This is a genomic window from Streptomyces sp. NPDC051677 (assembly GCF_044453465.1).
In the GTDB taxonomy this organism is placed as follows: Bacteria; Actinomycetota; Actinomycetes; order Streptomycetales; family Streptomycetaceae; genus Streptomyces.
Window position 1 is genome coordinate 103,362 of the sequence record NZ_JBITCT010000023.1, and the last position, 18,980, is coordinate 122,341.

Below are 18,980 nucleotides of genomic sequence, written 5' to 3' on the forward strand. Positions count from 1 at the left end.
CGAGGTCGTGGCCATGCTCGCCCATCGGTCGGCTGCGGCGCATGCCCGTACGAACGCGCGCCGTGACTCCTGACAGCATGCCGACGCAACCACCAACTAGGCAATATGTCTGGTGAAGTTGACCCGTATGGGTTGTAGAGGTGTCGCCGGTACGGAGAGACTTCCGGCATGGCCTTGAAGAGAAGCCTGGTCCCGCAGTCGGTGTACCGGCGACAGCTCGCGGCACGGCTGAAGGAACTGCGTGACGCGACCGGCCTCACCCTCACCGAGGTCGCCGACCAACTGGAGGTCAACCAGGGGTCGCTGAGCCGGATCGAGAACGGCGAACGCGGCACGACACCGGTCCTCGTCCGGGCACTGCTGGACCTGTACGGCGTCGATGACGAGGACCGGCGCGCCGACGTGCTCGACCTCGTGCGAGCGGACAAGGAACAGCAGAAGCCCTGGTGGCGGAAGTACTCGACGGTGCTCACCCCGACGCGCTACGACGGGTACCTCGCGCTGGAGGCCGGGGCGACGCACCTCGCCAGCTACCAGCCGATGCTCGTGCCGGGGCTGCTCCAGACCGAGGACTACGCGCGTGCCGTGATCTCCCAGATGAGGAAGGACCTGTCCCCGCCGCAGGTCGAGTCCCTGGTCAGGGTCCGCATGGAGCGGCAGAACAGCCGCCTGGGCGGTGAGACCCCCGCCAGACTCTGGGCGATCCTCGACGAAGCCGTGCTGCGCAGGACGGTCGGCTCCGTTGAGGTGATGCGAGACCAGATGCGGAAGCTGGTGGAGGTGAGCGAGCGGCCGAACGTCACTGTGCAGCTGCTGCCGTTCTCGCTCGGCGCGCATCCGGGGCTGTACGGCCCGTTCGTCATCCTGACCTTTCCGGACCCCACGCCGGACCTGGTGTGGCTGGAGAACCCCAAGAACTCCGTGTATCTGGAGTCTGCGGAGGACGTGGCCAACTACACGGACACCTTTGATCAGTTGAGGAACAGCGCCCTCGACCCGTCGGAGACCCGCGCCCGCATCGCACGCATCAGCAAGGAGCTCGAAGAGTGAGCACGTCCAGCATGACCGTCCCGCACGATGTCACGACAGTTTCGTACGACGTCGATGTCGCGCAGGCGCGGTGGCAGAAGAGCTCGTACAGCGGGGGCGCGAACGACTGCGTGGAAGTCGCTGCACTGGGCGACCACGCCGCAGTGCGCGATTCCAAGGACATCAGCCGCAGGCCGTTGCTCTTCTCGAAGCCGGCGATGCGCGCGCTGGTCAGCGAGATCGCCAGCGGGGCAATCGGTGAGCATCGGGGCTGAGTAGAGAGCTGGGGCGTGAGGAGAGAGTCCTGACAGTCGTCGTCGTGGGCGCAGGAGCCTCGGGCCTCACGACCGGCATGGCGCTGATAGAAGCCGGGCTCTCCCCGCGGCTGGTGGCCGAGGAGATTCCCGTGCGCACGTCGCCCGCGGCCCGCGCGATGTGAGGGCCGTTGGGTTCCCGCACCGCTCGGAACGGGCCGGGCCTCGGGGCCGCGAACACGTCGACGGCGCGATGACATTGAGGAAGCTAAGTGGTCTGCGTCGACCCCTCCCGCTGCGCTCTGCGCCGCGCGTCGTTCCTTCATGCTGCCAATGTGATCAATCTAGACCGATGGCGCCTACGGCTGCGCCGAGCCCAGGGCGGCATCCTTGTCCCGGCCGGCCCAGCCGTTGTGGGTGCGCCAGAGGAGGTGGACACCGTAGACCGCGAGCAGAGTTTCGGCGGACCAGTCCTCGGCCGGCGGCTCGGTGAGGACCAGGTAAAGACGGTCGGCGGGGGCGGCCAGGGTGTGGTTGATCTCCAGGAGGCGGGCGGCACCCGAGCGGAGGTCGGTGTAGGCGGAGTGACCGGCGCCGAGGATCTCGTACAGGAAGTCGCCATCTTCGGCCGTGCGGCTGACATCTACGACTTGGGATGACGTCGCCTGTTCGTCGGCCTCGAACAAAGCCGACATCAGGGCGTGGCGCACCGCTTCGTGCTTCTTGCACGTGCGGTCGGCGGCCGCGGTGGTCTCCAGCGTGTACAGAAGATTCGTCGCGGACGGTGTCGTTACGGCGGTGTCCTCGGCGGGTGCCATGGGCTCGGCTGCTTCCTGCTCGGGCTGCGGTGCGGAGGGTGTGGGTGCGGTCTCGGTTGTTGGCTCGGTCAAGGTGGTCATGCGGTGCTGAAGCGTCTCCCGGGCCTGGGCCAAAGAAGGGGACCAGCCCGTTCGCGCGAGGTTCTCGCGGAGACGACTCACGTCCAGGCTGTCGTCCTTGAGGGCGCGATTGGTTTCAGCGGCGAGGTCACGCAAGAGGTTCAGACGCTGTCTGTCGGGTGAGCCGAGCACCCGTCTTACGTCCACCCAGTCCGCCTGGTCGCGGCGGAGTACTCGGTTGGCCATGCCCTTGAGCTCGGAGAGCCGTTCACGGGAGTTCTCCGGTGGGGCGACGCCGTCGGCGGTCAGTTCGTCGAACACGCCGAGCGCCGCCAGGTAGCGCTCGGCCATCTTCGCCGAGATGGGCTGGCGTCCACGCTGGTCCGTCGTGAGCAGGCAGTGGTTCCTCTCCTGCGCGAAGACCCAGCAGTCCAGCTTCTCGCCGGGGCGGGGCGGAGTCGATCCGTGGCGGACGGTCAGGATCAGCGGGACCTTGACCGGCGGGGAGAGCGCTTTGACCTTGTAGCGGCCGCCTGTACCCCGGTCGAGGACGCGGACACGAATGTCGGTGCCGATCTCGGGGACGTCAGCGGCCGCCATCGACGGCTCGGTGGGGGTGGTTCCAGGCCCGGGAGTATCGGTGGTGTCCATGAGGGCATCCGGGAGCGGGGAGGTGTGCAGGACGGTCAGGCTCTGGGTGCTTCGGGTGAGGGCGACGTAGAGCTGGCGCAGCCCAGCCGGTCCGCGGTCGGCGATGGTGGCGGGTTCGACGACGAGGACATGGTCGTACTCCATGCCCTTCGCGTCGGCGGCGGCGAGAACGGACACGGTGGCACGGTGCTCTTCGGTGAGGCCGGCGGTCTGGTCGAGATGACGATTGATCTCGTCGAGCCAGCCGGAGTCGTCGGGGACGATGACGGCCACGCGGCGCAGGGTATGTCCGTCGCTGGTGCCGACGAGCCGGGTCGTCTGAGCGACGGTCTCGTCGAGCAGCGTCCACGGTTCGGCTGCCAGGGTCCGGACGCTGTCGGCGCCCGCTTCGCGCACCGCCCGCGGGTAGGGGAGCGAGGGGGAGATCGTGCGAGCCAGAGGTGCGACGAACTCCATGATTTCCGCCGGTACGCGGTAACTGGTGTTCAGTTCGGCGACGTGCCAGTCGCCGTGGTCGGACAGCAGAGTGCCGAGGCGGTCCCAGTCGGCGTAGGCATGCGGACCCGTGGCCTGGGCGAGATCGCCGAGTACGGTCATGGAGCCGTTGACCGCGATGCGTCGGCGCAGTGAGCGTGCCTGCATGGGGGTCAGGTCCTGGGCCTCGTCGATGACGATGTGCCCGTAGCGTTGTGGAGTCTCTCCGGTGATGAGGTAGCGCAGCTCTTCCAGGCAGACGCGGTCGTCGAGGGTCCAGAGGTCGGCGTCCGCCGTGGCTGCCCTCGGACGGTGAAGGGCTGCCTGCTCCTCCGGATCGAGGACGCCGTCGGCGCAGGTACGCAGGAGTTCGGGGGAGTCGTAGAGGCTTCGCAGAGCTTCCCTGTCACCGGGCGACTGCCAGACGCGTTCGATCAGCCGCTCCACCTGGCGGTGGCGTTCCAGGTCCCGGCGGATCGTGTCTCCTTGGCTGCGGCGTGGGGCCAGAGCGACGAGTTCCTGCAGCAGACGGTCCACGAGCAGACTGCGGAAGCGGTTGCGGCGCTCCCGGTAGGAGCCGTCGCCCTCGCGTGCCTCCTGGAGAAGGACGAGAACCTCGGAACGCGGGATACGCAGAGTGGTACTGCCAGCCGTGACCGCGAGTTCGGGCTTGGCGTCCTTGTACGTGGGCGTAGTGGTGAATTCGTCGATCGCGTCGGGGCGACACTCGTGTTCCACGCGTCGGCGCAGGACGGCGGCCATGCGGTCGTCGGACTTGACCAGTCGCGCGCGTGGGGTGTCGGTGCCGAGGACATCGCCGTCCCAGAGGCGGTTCATCTGAACGGCGTTGATGTTCCGGGTGCCGAGGGTCGGGAGGACCTGGCCGACGTAGTCGAGGAAGCGCTCGTGCGGGCCGATGACCAGGAGATCCTGCGCCTTGAAGTGGTCGTTGTTGACGAGCCACGTCACGCGGTGCAGGCCGACCGCGGACTTTCCGGTGCCCGGGCCGCCCTGCACGACAAGGATGTCGGTGGGAGAACCGGTGACGAGATCCATCTGATCGCGGCGGATGGTCTCGACGATGTCCCGCATGCTGCCACTGCGGGAGCGCTGGAGCTCTCGCAGGAGGAAGTCATCGAGCGGCTGTTGTCTCTGCCGATGGAGCTGGGCGACATCGGACGGGGTAGGAGCCAGCGGGACCGCCGGCGGCTCGGACGCCGCGACCTTGGAATCGTCCTGGACCCCCGCTTCGGGCTCGGTGCCATCGATGACAGACGGCGTGGTGGGAGAAACGACGGAGACTTCATCGACGTACGCTTCGACGACGTTCTTCGCGCAGCGCAACTGTCTCCGCAGGAGCACTTCACCTGGCGCCTCGGGCAGGGTCTTCGCCCACTTCTCCGCCACCGGGGCGGTCCACAGCACTACAACGGTCTCGCGGGTCTCGACGTCGGAAACAGCACGGCGGCCGATGTAGAAGGTGTCCGACTCTTCGCCCGGCTGGATATTGACGCGGCTGACGACCAGCGACGCGTCCCCGAGACCGGCGTATTCTGCGGCCTTCTCCTCGGCGTCCTTCCGGTTGGCGACGCTGTCCTTGCCGCTGGCGGAGGCCGCGGCGATCGAGCCACCGCTCAGTTCGGCCAGTCGCTTCTCATAGCAGTCGTAGGCGCGGTCCACCGCCTTCTGCTCTTCGGCGATGATCTCGTCGCGCATGGTGGTGCTCATGTACGTCCCCTCCCCCTGCGGCGCCCCAAGACACACCGCGCGCCGGGAATATGCCCGGCCCCGGCAAAAGACTTATCAGAAGCGTGGGCCGGCTGTGAATATTCGGTCAACGAGGCAATTCCCGTACCAGTTCGCTGACTTCTGCACGCCATGAGTGGACCTGGTCTCGGGTAGGGCCGATCTCATACTGGTGGTAGTGGCACCCGAGGCAGAGGTGCGACCAGACGGCGTTGGCCCTGCGGGCGGTGGTCGCGGCGGTGTAGCAGCGCAGGCAGAGCATCTTCGCTCGCGTGGTGATGTCGGCCAGTCCCGGCATAGCGGCGTCGAGAGTGCGGTCGACCGCGATCTCCAGGGCGGTCCGCAGCGCGAGGGAGGCTCCACGGTGCCGGCCGGCCGCCGAGGCTTCGACGCTGGGGTCGTAGAGCAACTGGTCGGCTGTCAGCAGCAGCTCGTCGATCGAAGTACTTGCGACGCCGGTCACTTTGCCACCTCCGTCTTGCGCACCTTCTGCGCGAGCTCACTGATCTCGGTCACGAAGCGGTGCGCGTCGGCGATGCGGGTTCCCGTTGCGTGGGCACCGCTCTGACACTGCTTGAGGAGGTCCACCGCACGCGGGCCGCAACGGGTGCGGAGCTCTCGGTAGACATCGCCGGTGCGGCCGATGTCACCGAAGAAGGCCAGCGCGGCCATCTTCATGAGCTTGTCCGCGTCGGCCATGGCGGACTGCAGATCGTGCTCGGAGCCCCCGGAGCGGAGGTGCTGCACCCAGGCCGCCTCGACGAAGGCGTTCTCCAGCGCGATCCGGCACAGTGCGGGAAGCACGTGGGTACGGGCCGCCTCCGGAAGACTCTCGGTACTGGCGAGAGCCCTGGCATCCGCGATCGCCTGGCGGACCGGATCGGTCACCGCCTTGACGTTCACCTTGGACGCCTTGCCCCGCTCGACCTCGAAGACCGTGACCGGCAGCTCCTGGGTCGTGAAAGCGCGCTGAAGCCGGGTGTCGTGGGTGAACACGACCACCTGCCGGTGCTCGCCGAGCTCGTGCAGGACCTGGGCGAGCCCGTTGACCTTGGCCGGGTCCATGGACTGCACGGGGTCATCGATGACGACGAAGCCGAACGGGCTGTCGGCGGTGGCCGCCCGGGGCAGGAACAAGGACAGCGCGAGAGAGTGCTGCTCTCCCTGGCTCATGACGCTCAGCGCCGAAGCCTCCTCCCCGTCGACGGTGACGTCCATGACAAGCTTGCGGACGTTGGCCCTCTCGCTGCCCTGAAGGCTCACCGACTGGAGGTCGATGTCGCTCTCCTGGCGAAGCTTCTCCCAGATCCGCTGGGAGTGACCGGTGAAGCCCTCCATACGCCTCTCCCGCAGCTCCGCGGCGAGCGTCTTGACCCAGGTGCGGGCCTTCCTGACAAGGCCGAGCCGGGGCTCGGCGTCCGCCGCGGTGCGGGCCTTCTCCGTCCAGCTCGCCAGGCGCGTGACGAGCTGGCGCCACCGTTCGTCCCGCTTCTCCAGCTCGCGGACCGCGTTGTCCTTCACGGCGGCGCAGGCGTCGGCCAGGATCAAGGCGGTGTCGTGGAAGCGCTGCACGAGCTGAGCCGGATCGCTGATCGCACGGCAGGCAAGCCATTCGTTCCAGGGATCGGTCAGGGCGGCCGGGATCCGCTGAGGCGTCTCGATGAGGTTCTGAGCCGCTCGTGCCGCCGACCGCAGTTCGCTGCGCGCGTCCTCGGCGGTCTTCGCCTCCTGCCGGAGCAGGGTGATCTGGGCACCGGCGTCGGCGGCCCACGCGGCGTCGAGGACCCGTTCCGTGCCGCAGACCGGGCAGGACCCTTCGTCGGGATGACGGTTGCTGTGGGCCAGGGCCTTCTCCAGCAGGCCGGCGCGCTGCAACGCGTCCTCGGCCCCGGTCAGGCGCGCGTCCTCGACTCCGGCGAGTGCCTCGCGCAGCCGGTCAACCGCTGCTCCGACCTGCTCCAGGTCAGGTCCCCGCATGTCGACCGCGGCACGCAGTTCGGCGAGGAGACCGTCATCGTCGGAGGGCAGGCCCGCCACGAGTCCGTCCAGCGCCTCGAAGTCAGGCCGGCCCTTCGTCTCAATGGCGAGGAGCGCCTGGACTGCACGCTCGTCGTCCTCGAGTGCGTACAGCGCGGCCGTGATTTCCGGCAGCTCGTTCTTCGCCGCCTTGACCGTGTCGCCCAGCGCCTTCTCCTGCAGCCCAAGGTGGTTGTACGCGGCGCTCAGGTGCCCGAGTCCGAGGATCGTCGCGATGGAGTCATACATCTGAGAGGGCTTGCCGCTGATCATGCGGCCGAGGTCGACGTACGACAGAAAGGGACGGTAGTCCGTCAGGGCCTGCTTCCACGCCGCCTGGTCGAGGGGGACTGCGCCGTGTCCCGGACGCCGGAACGTGCCCACGCAGTCGGTGATGTCGCGGCCGGTCCAGGCGCGAGTGAGCGTGCTCCGGCCGGAGTCGCCCTCGACCGTCAGCTTGACCTCGATCTCCGTCTTGGCACCATCGTGCAGGTTGCGCCAGTTGCTGGTGCGCGTCGCATCCTGCCCGAGCCAACGCATGTTCGTGCCGGTGAACGCCGTCTCGATAGCTTCGGCGATGCTGGACTTCCCCGAGCCGTTGCGGCCCACGACGAGCGTGACACCCGGGCGGGGGCTGAGGTTCAGCCAGGCCCGGGGGCCGATGCCGCGGAAACCTTCCACAGAGACGGAGTCGAGGAAGATCCGGCCCATGGGCGAGTTCCCCGGGGTGTGCGCGCTGCCGAGTGCCTCGGTCAGGAGCGCCTTCACGGGTTCATCGAGGGGTGCGGCAGCCAGACGCGCCTCCACCAGGTCTGCGAGCGGCACGGACTCGGCGGCAGGGGCCTGTGGGGCGGGGGACGCGGAAGGTGACTCGACAGGCTCGTTCTGTTCCGAACTGGTCATGGGAATGCTCCTTGATCCGGTACTTGACTGGGAAGTGACGCAACAGCTGTGCTGCGGGGGCGCCGGGTTATCCGCTTGCGTCGGTTCCGATGAACTCGACACCCAGAGATGTCGGGGATGACGAAGTCGACAGGGGTGGCCGTCGATCGCCGATGGCGTGTGCGCGTCGCACGTACGCCGGTGGGCGGTTTCCCGTCAGCGGTCAGCCGCCGAGGGTGTACTCGAGGCCGTCAGCTCGACGGGCGGCCTCCGTCCGCGAGAGAGCGCCGTGACGGGACACCTCTCAGGCAGCCAGGGAGGGAGACTCCTCGACGTCAGCCGACCTTCTGCCAGTCCTGGCAGCCGCTGGTCTTGAAGTACTCGCCCTTGTTGACGGTGACGCGGCCCTGCCCCTGGATGTTGTCGTTGGCGATGATCGCGTCGAACTCGCCGGAGGCGTTCTTCAGGCGCGCCCAGTAGCAGTTGGGGATGACGCTGTCCTTCTCCGGGCCGGAGGTCCGGTAGGTGCCGGCCTGGATGTCCTCGCCCACGAGGTACTGGCCTTCGCCCGAGAAGCTGCTCGGGGGGCCGGACTTCTTCACCGGCTTCGGCTTGGCGGTGACCGTCGCCTTGACCGTCTCGGTGACAGTCACGGCCGGCTTCGGTTCGCCCGCGGCGACCTTGGTGACCGTGACGGCCGGGGCGGGACTCGAGGAGCCCGCCGTAGCGCCAGACTCTCCGCCGCCACCGATCGCGGCACCGAAGATCAGCGCGACGAGCGCCGTCGCGCCGTGGGTGAGCCAGACCTTGCGCCGCGAAGGCGTGCGCCCGGCGGGCGGCAGGTCCGGCACGGGCGGCTGGGTGAAGGTGTGCAGCGTCGGCTGCGGAGGCACCGTTGCCCAGCCGGGGCCAGCGCCCGTGCCTTCCGACGGCTGGTGGGCGGGCGGCATCGAGGACATGTCAGCCATGGGGAGACCTCCGGATCGCGACTGCGGCGAGCACCGGGTGTCGGTGCGCCGAACGAGCACCAGAGTGAGACCGGAAGGCTCGAAAATCCGTTGGAGATGCTGATAACCGGGGTTATCAGCTTTTCCTCTCCTGCCCTTTTCCCCTTCGCTGTAGGGTTCTGCCTGCCTCGTCGCCCGCTGATCGGCCGACCAGGATGCCCGAACAGGACCGGTACGGAAGGGGGAGTGGAGCGAGTGACCAGCACACGCGAAGGGGCCGTGTCGCCCATCGTGCCCGAGCCGTCGGTCTGGCGGATCACGTATGCGGAAATCGCCACCCTTGCCCAGGTGCGTCGGCCCGTCCCCACCACCTGGAGCCGTAGGCACCCCGACTTTCCCGCTCCCGTCGCCCACGAGGAAGGGCGGCCCCTGTTCGACGCCCGCGCGGTCGTCGACTGGCTGACGACGACGGGCCGCGGCAACGCCGATCCCCGCCACCTGCGGGCCGAACTGGCCCTGTACACCCTGGCCGCCTGGCGGACGCCGGCCCTTTCCGCCTCCGTTCTGGTGGGGGCGCTGACCGCGCTGATCTGCCTGCGCCAACAACTTGACGTTCCTCTCTCGGGCCAGAGCTGGGACGTGGTCCTCACTCAGGCCGACGAGCTCGATCCCGAGGACACGTACATGTCGGCCGAGTTGAAGGCCGTCCCGGAGCCGTACCGCCTCGGTCCCGAGCTGGCCGCGTTGGCCGACGAGCTGACCGAGGCCGCCTACAGCCCCGCCGAGGCTTTCGACTGGGTCCTGGAGGCCCGCCGCCGCCTCGGCTCCCACGACCTGGCCGCCGACGAGCCCACCTCGGCCGTGGTACGCGTCCTCGCTGCCCTGTCCGGCGTCGATACCCTCGACGAAGGCTCTGTCGTCGCCACCCCGCACGCGCGCTCCGGCGACCTGCTCGCCGCCCTGCACGCCCGGGCCGCCGAGGACTCCGGCCACACCTACCTCGCCGCCGACCCCGACCCGGTGCGGGCCCGCATGGTCCGCCGCCGGATGCTCGTCCGAGGCGTGAACGAGTTCGACCTCGGCGTCACCGAAGGGGAGGACCTGCCCGTCGACGACTGGGGATATCCCCATCTGCTGGTCTCTGTCCTTCCCTACGAGTCGGGTGAGAACCGCAGCCCACAGGTCGTCCTGGAACAGGTACAGGCACTCACCGACTACCTCGACGAAGGCTCGACAGCCGTCGTTCTCGGCCCCGCCGACGTGCTCGTCCGTCCGTTCCCCCGGCACAGCGAGGCCGACCGCCTGCGCCGGTCCTTCCTCCGGGACGGTTTACTCAAGGCCGCGGTGAGCCTGCCCGACGGCGTGTTCCCCTACCGTCCCGGCTACCGCACCGCCCTCTGGGTGCTGGCCCGCACCTCGGCGGAACACCGCACGGGCCTGGTCCTCCTCGCCGACTACTCCGCGCAGCCGCTCACCGACACGGTCCTTGACGTGCTCGCCGAGGACATCGCCATCTGGCGCGCCGCCCCCTGGCGCGGCGACCGCCGCCACGAACCCCGCCACGCGGTGATCGTCCCAGCGAAGGACCTCGACGACCGGCCGGGCGCCGCCTTCACCACCCAGCACCGCCCGCCCATGGCCCGCTACACCCGGGGCGTCATCGAGCGTCCGGTCCGCATCAGCGACCTGGAGCAGCGCCTGACGGAGCTGCACGAGCAGGCCCGGCAGCGCGCCGACCTGCGCACGGCACTGAGGACCCAGGCCGTACTGCGTCCCGACGACCAGCCGGTGCGGCGCACCACCGTCCGCCGGCTCCTCGATGACCGGCGCCTGCGCCGACGTCCCGGGCACCGTTTCGCCGACGAGCACCTCACGACGGACGGCCACTACACGGTGCTCACCCCCGACGAGGTCCTCGGCATCGCACGCCCGGGTGGACGCCGCATCGACCGCGGAGTCCTTCTCACCGGCTACGAACACGCCCTGTTCACCGAGCCGGGCGACATCGTCGTCACCAGGAGCCCCCGTTTCGGTGCGTACGTCGACGAAGCGGGCCTGTCCCTGGTGGCTGCCCCGGCCCGTATCCTGCGCGTCCACCCCGACGCCGACCCGCCGGTGCTGCCACGGGTACTCGCGGCACTGCTGCGGGCGGCCGCCGCCGACTACGCGCGTACCAGTGGCGCGGTGCGGGCCTCGCGCGGCATCGAAGACCTCCTCATCCCCGACCTGAGCCGGCGCGAGGCCGAGTGCTTCGACGCCGTGCTCGCGGAGATCGAGACCCGCGCGCACCTCCTGCGGGAGCAGTCCGCCGTTCTCGACGACCTAGTCCGCCTCACGGCCGCCGGCATCGCCGATGGCACGCTCACCCTCCAGAACCTCCCCGGAACCGACGACTGAAGGAGACGGTCTGCCCCATGGCTACCGCTGCGAAGAAACCCACCGAACAGGCGGAGTTGTTCAGCGCCTCCACCGCCAAGGAGATCCAGGCGATCCTGTGGAAGGCCGCCGACAAGCTGCGCGGCTCCATCGATGCCGCGCAGTACAAGGAGTTCGTCCTTGGCCTGATCTTCCTGAAGTACGTCTCCGACGCCTTCGACGAGCGCCGCTCCGAGCTCGCCGCGGAACTCACCGACGACGGCATCACCGAGGACCGGATGGACGACTTCCTGGAGGACCGGGACGAGTACACCGGTGCCCACGTCTTCTGGGTTCCGGAGACCGCCCGTTGGACGTGGATCGCCACCCACGCCAAGAGCCAGGGTGTCGGCAAGCTCCTCGACGACGCGATGGACGCGGTCATGCGTGAGAACGCCTCGCTCACGGGCGTCCTGCCGAAGATCTTCAACCGCGACAACGTGGACCAGAAGCGTCTCGGTGAACTCGTCGACCTCATCAGCGACGCCCGCTTCGGCGGCAGCGGCGACAAGCCCGCGCAGGACGTGCTGGGTGAGGTGTACGAGTACTTCCTCGGCAACTTCGCGCGGGCCGAGGGCAAGCGGGGCGGCGAGTTCTACACGCCGCAGTCCGTCGTCCGGCTGATCGTGGAGATCCTGGAGCCGTACGAGGGACGGGTCTACGACCCGGCGTGCGGCTCGGGCGGCATGTTCGTCCAGGCGGCCAAGTTCATCGAGGCCCACGCCGGGCGCGCCCACAAGGCCGACATCTCCGTCTTCGGCCAGGAACTCAACGAGCGCACCTGGCGCCTGGGCAAGATGAACCTCGCCATCCACGGCATCGACGGCAACCTCGCCCCCCGCTGGGGTGACACCTTCGCCGACGACAAGCACCCCGACCTCAAGGCCGATTTCGTCATGGCCAATCCGCCCTTCAACATCAAGGACTGGGCGCGGGACGAGAGCGACCCGAGGTGGCGGTACGGGGTACCGCCGAAGAGCAACGCCAACTACGCCTGGCTCCAGCACATGATCTCCAAGCTGGGCGAGCGCGGCACCGCCGGCATCGTCCTGGCCAACGGCTCCATGAGCTCCCAGCAGAGCGGCGAGGGCGAGATCCGTCAGGCGTTGGTCGAGGCCGACCTGGTGGCCTGCATGGTCGCGATGCCGTCCCAGCTTTTCCGCACGACGCAGATCCCTGCGTGCCTGTGGTTCCTGGCCAAGGACAAGACCCCGCAGGGCGTGAAGCGCCTGGACGATCGGCGCGGCGAGATCCTGTTCATCGACGCCCGGAACATGGGCGAGATGGTGGATCGGACGGAGCGGGTCCTGACGGAGGCCGACCTCGCGAAGATCGCTGGCACGTATCACGCGTGGCGGGGAACGGCGTCGGCTCGCGAGGCGGGGCTGACGTACGAGGACGAGCCTGGGTTCTGCTTCTCGGCCGACCTTGCGGCGGTCCGGGAGCACGGGTACGTGCTGACGCCGGGGCGGTATGTGGGAGCTGTGGAGACGGAGGAAGAGGGGGCGGAGGCGGTGGCGGAAAGGATCGCCTCGCTGACGGAGGAACTGTACGAGCTCTTCGAGAAGTCAGCGGAGCTGGAGAAGACGGTTCGGGACTGCTTGGGAGGTATCGGCGGTGGCCACTGAGCGAATTCACGTAACGCCAAGTATTCGTATCCCCGGAAGCATGGAGAAGCATCCTCCAAACTGGAGGTGGATGCCCTTGGATTCCATCTGCATTGGTATCTACGACTGTCCTCATTCCACACCCAAGCTGACTCTGGAGGGCCCGTATGTAGCTCGAACCCAGGACGTCATTACCGGCGTCTTCCGCTCCGACGGGGCGGCCCACGTTTCTCAGGAAACTTACAAAGATCGCATCAAGCGTGCTGAACCGAGCTATGGCGACCTCCTCTATAGTCGCGAAGGTACCTACTTTGGGATCGCAGCGGAAGTGCCCTCGGGTGTTCAAGTATGTCTGGGTCAGCGAATGGTTCTCATCCGCCCTGACGCGGCGCATGTAGATCATCGCTTCCTGCGTTATTGGTTGAACTCGCCTGTCATGTCTGCTCACGTCCACGGACAACGGGATGGCTCGGTCGCCGAACGTCTTAACTTGCCGACAATTCGCGCCCTCCCGATTCCCCTCCCGGATTCGCGTGAACAGCGACGGATTGCTATGGCGCTCGGGGCACTGGATGACAAGATCGCAGTCAACGAGCGCATCGCGGCCACGGCCGACGAGCTGACACACGCCCTGTTTACACGTGAGTTTCTCGCCTCCGCCACCCCCGTTCCTCAAGACGGCTGGGTATCCGGTCATCTGTCAGACATCTGCTCAACCCAGTATGGCTACACAGCCAGCAGCAGCTCAGAGCCAGTTGGCCCGAAATTCCTGCGGGTCAAGGATATAAACAAGAGGAATTGGGTCAACTGGGCGGATGTGCCTTACTGTGAAATCAGCGAACGCGACCTTGAGAAATATCAATTGTCTCTTGGTGACGTCTTGGTGGCTCGCATGGCTGATCCTGGTAAATCGGCAATCGTCGAAGAGTCGACGGATTCCGTGTTCGCTTCATATCTTGTACGCCTTAAGACACCTTCACTCGCCCATTCGTACTTCGTGTGGGGATTCCTGAAGTCGGATGCTTACGCGGATTATGCGGAAAGTGCACGAGGGGGCTCAGTCCAGGCAAACATGAATGCCAAGGTCATCGTCGGTGCCCAACTGTCGATTCCTCCCGTTGAGGTGATGCAACAGTACCTTCGCCTCATCGCTCCCGTACGCCAGCGGTTGACGCTGGCTCTACGGGAATCCCAATCGCTGGCTGCCCTTCGCGACACCCTCCTTCCCCAGCTCATGTCCGGCCGCCTTCGCGTCAAAGACGCCGAGAAGATTGTCGAGGATCACACATGACGCACGACGGCGAGAGCGGAAGCAGAAGAAGCCAGAACCACCGCCCTCTGGAAGCCGACTGGGAGCTGCTCGCCCTCGACGAGCTAGCCGAGTTGGCCTGGCTGCCCGCCTCCGGCAACGAGTTCGCGCCCGGCTCCGGGCACCGTAAGTCGTGGGACGACCTGATCCTCTACCCCGACCTCCGCGAGGCGATCGAGCGGCTCAACCCCGAGCTGCCCCCGGACGCCGTACGCGACGCTATCGCTGCCGCGGCGACCCCGGAGTCGCAGGACACGTACGAGGAGAACCGCACCGCCCACGGTTACCTGACGACCGGCATCCGCTCCGTCGTCTACACCGACGCCTTCGGTGCCGAGCACAACCCGACCGTCCGCCTCGTCGACCTGACGGACCCGGACGGGAACACGTACCGCGCGCTGAACCAGGTCACCGTCGTCGACGGCGAGAAGCGGCGCCGCTTCGACATCGTCCTGTACGTCAACGGACTCCCGCTCGCCGTGCTGGAGTTGAAGCGCGCAGGCGACGAGAGCGCCACGCTCCAGGACGCGCACTCCCAGGTCTCCCGGTACGTGAAGGAGTTTCCGACCGCCTTCCGCTACAACGCGGTGGTGCTGCTCTCCGACGGCATCACGGCGAAGTACGGCACGCCCTTCACCCCGTACGAGCACTTCGCGCCCTGGAACACGGATGAGACCGGGGCCCGCGTCACCCCGTTCGCCGTGGACGACGAGGGAGTGGCCGATTCGGGCCAGAACCTGGCGCTGCACGGGCTGTTTACCCAGACCCGGTTTCTCTCCCTGTGCCGGTCCTTCATCAACTTCGTGCCGTCCAAGCAGATGAAGCGCATTGCGAAGCCGCACCAGTACTTCGCGGTGACCCGGGCCGCTGAGAAGGTCCGCGAAGCGGCAGCCGGGAACGGGAAGGCCGGTGTCGTGTGGCACACGCAGGGCTCGGGCAAGTCCGAGGAGATGGTGCTCACCACGGCGATGGTGATGGGCGACCCGGCCCTGCTGAACCCGACCGTCGTCGTCATCACCGACCGCAATGACCTCGACGACCAGCTGTACTCCACCTTCCTGGAGAGCGAGATTCTCCCGGGGACGCCTCTCCAGGTCGCGACCCGAGCCAAACTGCGGGAGGAGCTCGCGGCCAAGCGGACCGGCGGCATCCTCTTCACCACTCTGCAAAAGTTCGGCAGGACCAAGGAGGAGAAGGAGTCGGGGGCCGACCACCCGCTGCTCTCCGACCGGCGCAACATCGTGGTCGTTGTCGACGAAGCCCACCGCAGCCACTACGACAACCTCGACGGCTACGCCCGTCACCTCCGCGACGCCCTCCCGCACGCCACGCTCCTCGCCTTCACCGGGACGCCGATCTCCGAGGCCGACCGCAACACCCGCCAGGTCTTCGGCGGCTACATCGACATCTACGACCTCAAGAGGGCCGCCGACGACGGCGCGACGGTCAAGGTCTTCCACGAGGGCCGGGTCATCAAGCTCGTCCTCGGCAAGGACGTCGACCCGACGGAGATCGACGAGGAGGCCGACCGCATCACCGACGGCCTCGACGACACCGAGCGCCGCCGTGTCGAGACGGCCGTCGCCACGATGAATGCCATGTACGGCTTGCCGGCCCGTGTCAGGGATCTCGCCGAGGACCTGGTGGCGCACTGGGAGGAGCGGCGGGAGCGGATGCGGCCGTTCGTCGGCGTCTCCGAGAAGGGCGGGGCGGCCGGCAAGGCGATGGTCGTCTGCGCGACCCGTGAGATCTGCGTTCGAGTCTACGACGCCCTGCGCGAGCTGCGACCGGAGTGGCACAGCGACGAGCCCTCCAAGGGTGCGATGAAGATCGTCTTCTCCTCGAACTCCCGCAAGGACGACGACCACCTGCTCGTCCACGCGCTGCCCGACGGCCAGCGCAAGGCGGTCATCAACCGGGCCAAGGACCCTGACGACGAGCTGGAGCTGCTCATCGTCAACAACATGCTGCTGACCGGCTTCGACGCCCCGCCGGTCCACACCATGTACCTCGACCGTCCGCTCAAGGGCGCCAACCTGATGCAGGCCCTCGCCCGGGTCAACCGCCGCTTCCGCGGCAAGGAGGACGGCCTGCTCGTCGGCTACGCGCCGCTGACGGAGAACCTGCAGAAGGCGATCGCCGAGTACACGGACGCCGACCAGGAGGACCGCACCCTCGGCCAGGACCTCGACCGCGCGCTGGACGAGCTGCGCAACGAGTACGACATCCTCAGCGACATCCTGCGCGGCTTCAACTGGCGTGCGCGTCTTGAACAGCCGACGGCGAAGGCGTTCGTCAACGCCGCCGGCGGGGCTGCCGAGTACCTCCGGAATCCGCGTACCCCTGGCAACGACCCGGAGAAGCTCGACGACCCCCGCCAGACCGTCGGTCGGCGCTTCCGAGAGCACTCCCACCGCCTGGAGCGCTTCTACGCGCTGTCCGCCAGCGCCACGAACATCGGCGAGCGTTTCCCGGATCACCCGGCCTGGCGCCGGGACATCCAGTTCTTCGTCGAGGTCCGCGCCTACATGGCCAAGCTCGACGCGGCGGACCGCGAGGCGCGCGGCCTGCCCGTCGCCCGCGACGTCGAGCTGTACCTCGCCCAGCTGACCTCGTCCGTCGTCGAGACCGGCGGGATATCGGACCTGTTCGCCGAGGCCGGCCTGGAGATGGCTGACCTGACGCACCTCAACGACGCGCTCGTCGCCAAGCTCCAGGGCAGCGACACCCCTCACCTCGCGGCGGAGGCGCTGCGTCGGCTCATCGAGCAGAAGATGCGCGAGGTCACGCGTCACAACATCGTCCGCCGCACGGCCTTCTCCGACCGTCTGCAGGACCTGATGATCCGGTACACGCGGCAGCAGTACACGAGTGCCGAACTCATCGCCAAGCTGGTCGAGATGGCCAAGGAGGTGGTCGAAGACGCACGGCGAGGCGAGAAGTTCGATCCGCCGCTGAACTGGCGCGAGCTCGCCTTCTACGACGCCGTGGCCGAGCACGACTCGGCGCAGGAACTCATGGGCGATGAGATCCTGGCGAGCATCGCCCGCGATCTCGTCGCGGAGGTCCAGAAGAAGCTCAAGCCCGACTGGATCGCCCGTGAACCGGTCCGCGCTGGTCTCCGTAGCGCCATCAAGCGCCTGCTGGCTCGCCACGGCTACCCGCCGGACCGTCGTGCGGAGGCGGTGAACCTGGTCCTGAAGCAGATGGAGCACTTCGCCGACGAGTGGGCCACCACCGGTATGCCGGACAGCTGAGCCCGCCGGCCACGTCGGCGCAAGAGCAGTGCACTCACGCCCCGACCGGGTCAGGGCCGAGGTCTCCCGCCTTCGGAAGACCTCGGCCGCGGCCCGGCGCTCACTCTGCGAACCCTGACCACATTCGACGGCGAGAAGCCACTTCAGGAGCGGACCATGGACAACGAGATTCAGCTGATCAGCGACGGGGATGGGCTGACAGTCATCGGGAGCGCGAAGGACGTCGAAAACTTCCTCGCTTCGGAGGGACTGCCGTCCAAGAGCCTCGGACCGCGGTGGTACAAGTCCGTCTTCGCTACGGGTGCTGCAGTCGCAGAGGCAGGATCGGAGATCGCCGCCAACTCCGCTCACTGGGTCAAGCTGACGCCGAAGTCGGCGGTGCTCCTCAAGAAGTATGGCCTGAGGGAGAGCGCGAAGACAGGGCTCAGCACGGGTGTGCTGAAGGGACAGAAGGGCCACATCAAGGGCTTCCTCGAGTTCGCGCACGCGCCCCGATCGCTCCTGTCCAACCCGGCGACTCTTGCCAACGCCGGGAAGTTCATGGCGCAGGTCGCCATGCAACAGACCATGGACGAGATCACTGACTACCTCGCCGCGATCGACAAGAAGGTCGACGACGTACTGCGTGCGCAGAAGGACACTGTCTTGGCCCGCGTGATCGGAGTGGGCTTCGTGATCGAGGAGGCCATGACCATCCGAGAGAAGCGGGGCAGGGTCGACGAGGTCACCTGGTCGAAGGTGCACGCCGCGCCGGCGACGATTGCGGAGACGCAGGCGTACGCGCTGCGTCAACTCGACGCGGTCGCCGAGAACATGGAGCGCAAGACCAAGATCGGTGATCTCGCCACGATGGTCAAAGAAGCTGAGGTCATCGTTCGAGAATGGCTCGCCGTTCTGGCTCGCTGTTTCCAGTTGCAGGACGCGATCGCTGTACTCGAACTCGACAGGGTGCTGGACGCGTCCCCCGATGAGCTCAACGGGCATCGCCTCGGCCTGAAGGCCGCCCGGCAGGACCGGCTGGAGCACATCTCGCGGAGCACCGAAACTCTGCTGGCCAGGATGAACGCCGCTGTTGGCGTGGCCAACGCCAAGGTGTTGCTGCACCCGACCACATCCCCGGCTGTGGTCCAGTCGAGCAACCAGGTCGCGACCGGCGTCCATGACTTTCACGTGCGGCTCGGAATCGAGTCCGGTGGCGATTCATCTGAGGCGAGGCGATGGACGGAAGCTGCCCTGGAGGTGAGGGACAGAGCGTTGGAAAAAGGAGTAAATGGTGTTGGTGCTGCCCGAAGTCTTGGCAACGAGACCCTCGACCGGGCCAACTCGGTGAAAAACAAGCTCTCCAGCGGTATCGCCGAGCGAGCGCGTCGTCTGCGCGGGAACGACGAGCAAGGCGACAAGAAGTCTGAGTGAGCGCCGACCATCCCGGTATGCCGGACGACTGACTCAGCCTCCTGCCGGCCCTGCACCAGAAGGATCACCGTCCGGTCCTGAGCCGGGTGGTCGTCATGGTTT

General features: G+C 67.4%; 11 protein-coding genes. 7 read left to right on the top strand and 4 right to left on the bottom strand.

Annotated features, from left to right (window positions below):
* The first annotated feature begins 168 nt into the window (after nucleotides 1-168).
* On the top strand, nucleotides 169-1,050 hold the full coding sequence (locus tag ACIBAF_RS26195; protein WP_399466153.1) for a Scr1 family TA system antitoxin-like transcriptional regulator: 882 nt from the start codon (nucleotides 169-171) through the stop codon (nucleotides 1,048-1,050).
* Nucleotides 1,047-1,304, top strand: a complete 258-nt coding sequence (locus ACIBAF_RS26200; protein WP_334578361.1) for a DUF397 domain-containing protein — start codon at nucleotides 1,047-1,049, stop codon at nucleotides 1,302-1,304. The genes ACIBAF_RS26195 and ACIBAF_RS26200 overlap by 4 nt, the downstream gene beginning before the upstream one ends.
* Nucleotides 1,305-1,642: 338 nt before the next feature.
* Here the strand turns inward: ACIBAF_RS26200 and ACIBAF_RS26205 are convergent, their stop codons facing one another.
* From ACIBAF_RS26205 to ACIBAF_RS26220, 4 genes are all read right to left on the bottom strand, one after another.
* On the bottom strand, nucleotides 1,643-5,014 hold the full coding sequence (locus ACIBAF_RS26205) for a HelD family protein (protein ID WP_399466155.1): 3,372 nt from the start codon (nucleotides 5,012-5,014) through the stop codon (nucleotides 1,643-1,645).
* Nucleotides 5,015-5,120: 106 nt separating this feature from the next.
* Entirely contained in the window at nucleotides 5,121-5,495 is a 375-nt protein-coding gene (locus ACIBAF_RS26210) for a hypothetical protein (RefSeq protein WP_399466157.1), read from the bottom strand.
* Entirely contained in the window at nucleotides 5,492-7,951 is a 2,460-nt protein-coding gene (locus ACIBAF_RS26215; protein ID WP_399466159.1) for an AAA family ATPase, read from the bottom strand. The genes ACIBAF_RS26210 and ACIBAF_RS26215 overlap by 4 nt, the downstream gene beginning before the upstream one ends.
* A 314-nt stretch (nucleotides 7,952-8,265) precedes the next feature.
* Nucleotides 8,266-8,898, bottom strand: coding sequence for a hypothetical protein (locus tag ACIBAF_RS26220; protein ID WP_399466160.1), 633 nt, complete (start codon nucleotides 8,896-8,898; stop codon nucleotides 8,266-8,268).
* Between the two features lie 234 nt (nucleotides 8,899-9,132).
* Here ACIBAF_RS26220 and ACIBAF_RS26225 point away from each other — a divergent pair, with 234 nt between their 5' ends.
* From ACIBAF_RS26225 to ACIBAF_RS26245, 5 genes are all read left to right on the top strand, one after another.
* Nucleotides 9,133-11,274, top strand: coding sequence for a hypothetical protein (locus ACIBAF_RS26225; protein ID WP_399466162.1), 2,142 nt, complete (start codon nucleotides 9,133-9,135; stop codon nucleotides 11,272-11,274).
* 17 nt (nucleotides 11,275-11,291) lie between these two features.
* A complete protein-coding gene (locus tag ACIBAF_RS26230; RefSeq protein WP_399466163.1) occupies nucleotides 11,292-12,920 on the top strand; it encodes a type I restriction-modification system subunit M in 1,629 nt (542 codons plus the stop codon).
* Nucleotides 12,921-12,960: 40 nt separating this feature from the next.
* Nucleotides 12,961-14,190: a restriction endonuclease subunit S gene (locus ACIBAF_RS26235; RefSeq protein WP_399466165.1), complete on the top strand. Its 1,230-nt coding sequence runs from the start codon at nucleotides 12,961-12,963 to the stop codon at nucleotides 14,188-14,190.
* Complete coding sequence (locus ACIBAF_RS26240; RefSeq protein ID WP_399466166.1) at nucleotides 14,187-17,465, top strand: type I restriction endonuclease subunit R; 3,279 nt, start codon at nucleotides 14,187-14,189, stop codon at nucleotides 17,463-17,465. Before ACIBAF_RS26235 ends, ACIBAF_RS26240 begins: the two co-directional genes overlap by 4 nt.
* A 156-nt stretch (nucleotides 17,466-17,621) precedes the next feature.
* Complete coding sequence (locus ACIBAF_RS26245) at nucleotides 17,622-18,878, top strand: hypothetical protein (protein ID WP_399466167.1); 1,257 nt, start codon at nucleotides 17,622-17,624, stop codon at nucleotides 18,876-18,878.
* The last annotated feature ends 102 nt before the right edge of the window (nucleotides 18,879-18,980 follow it).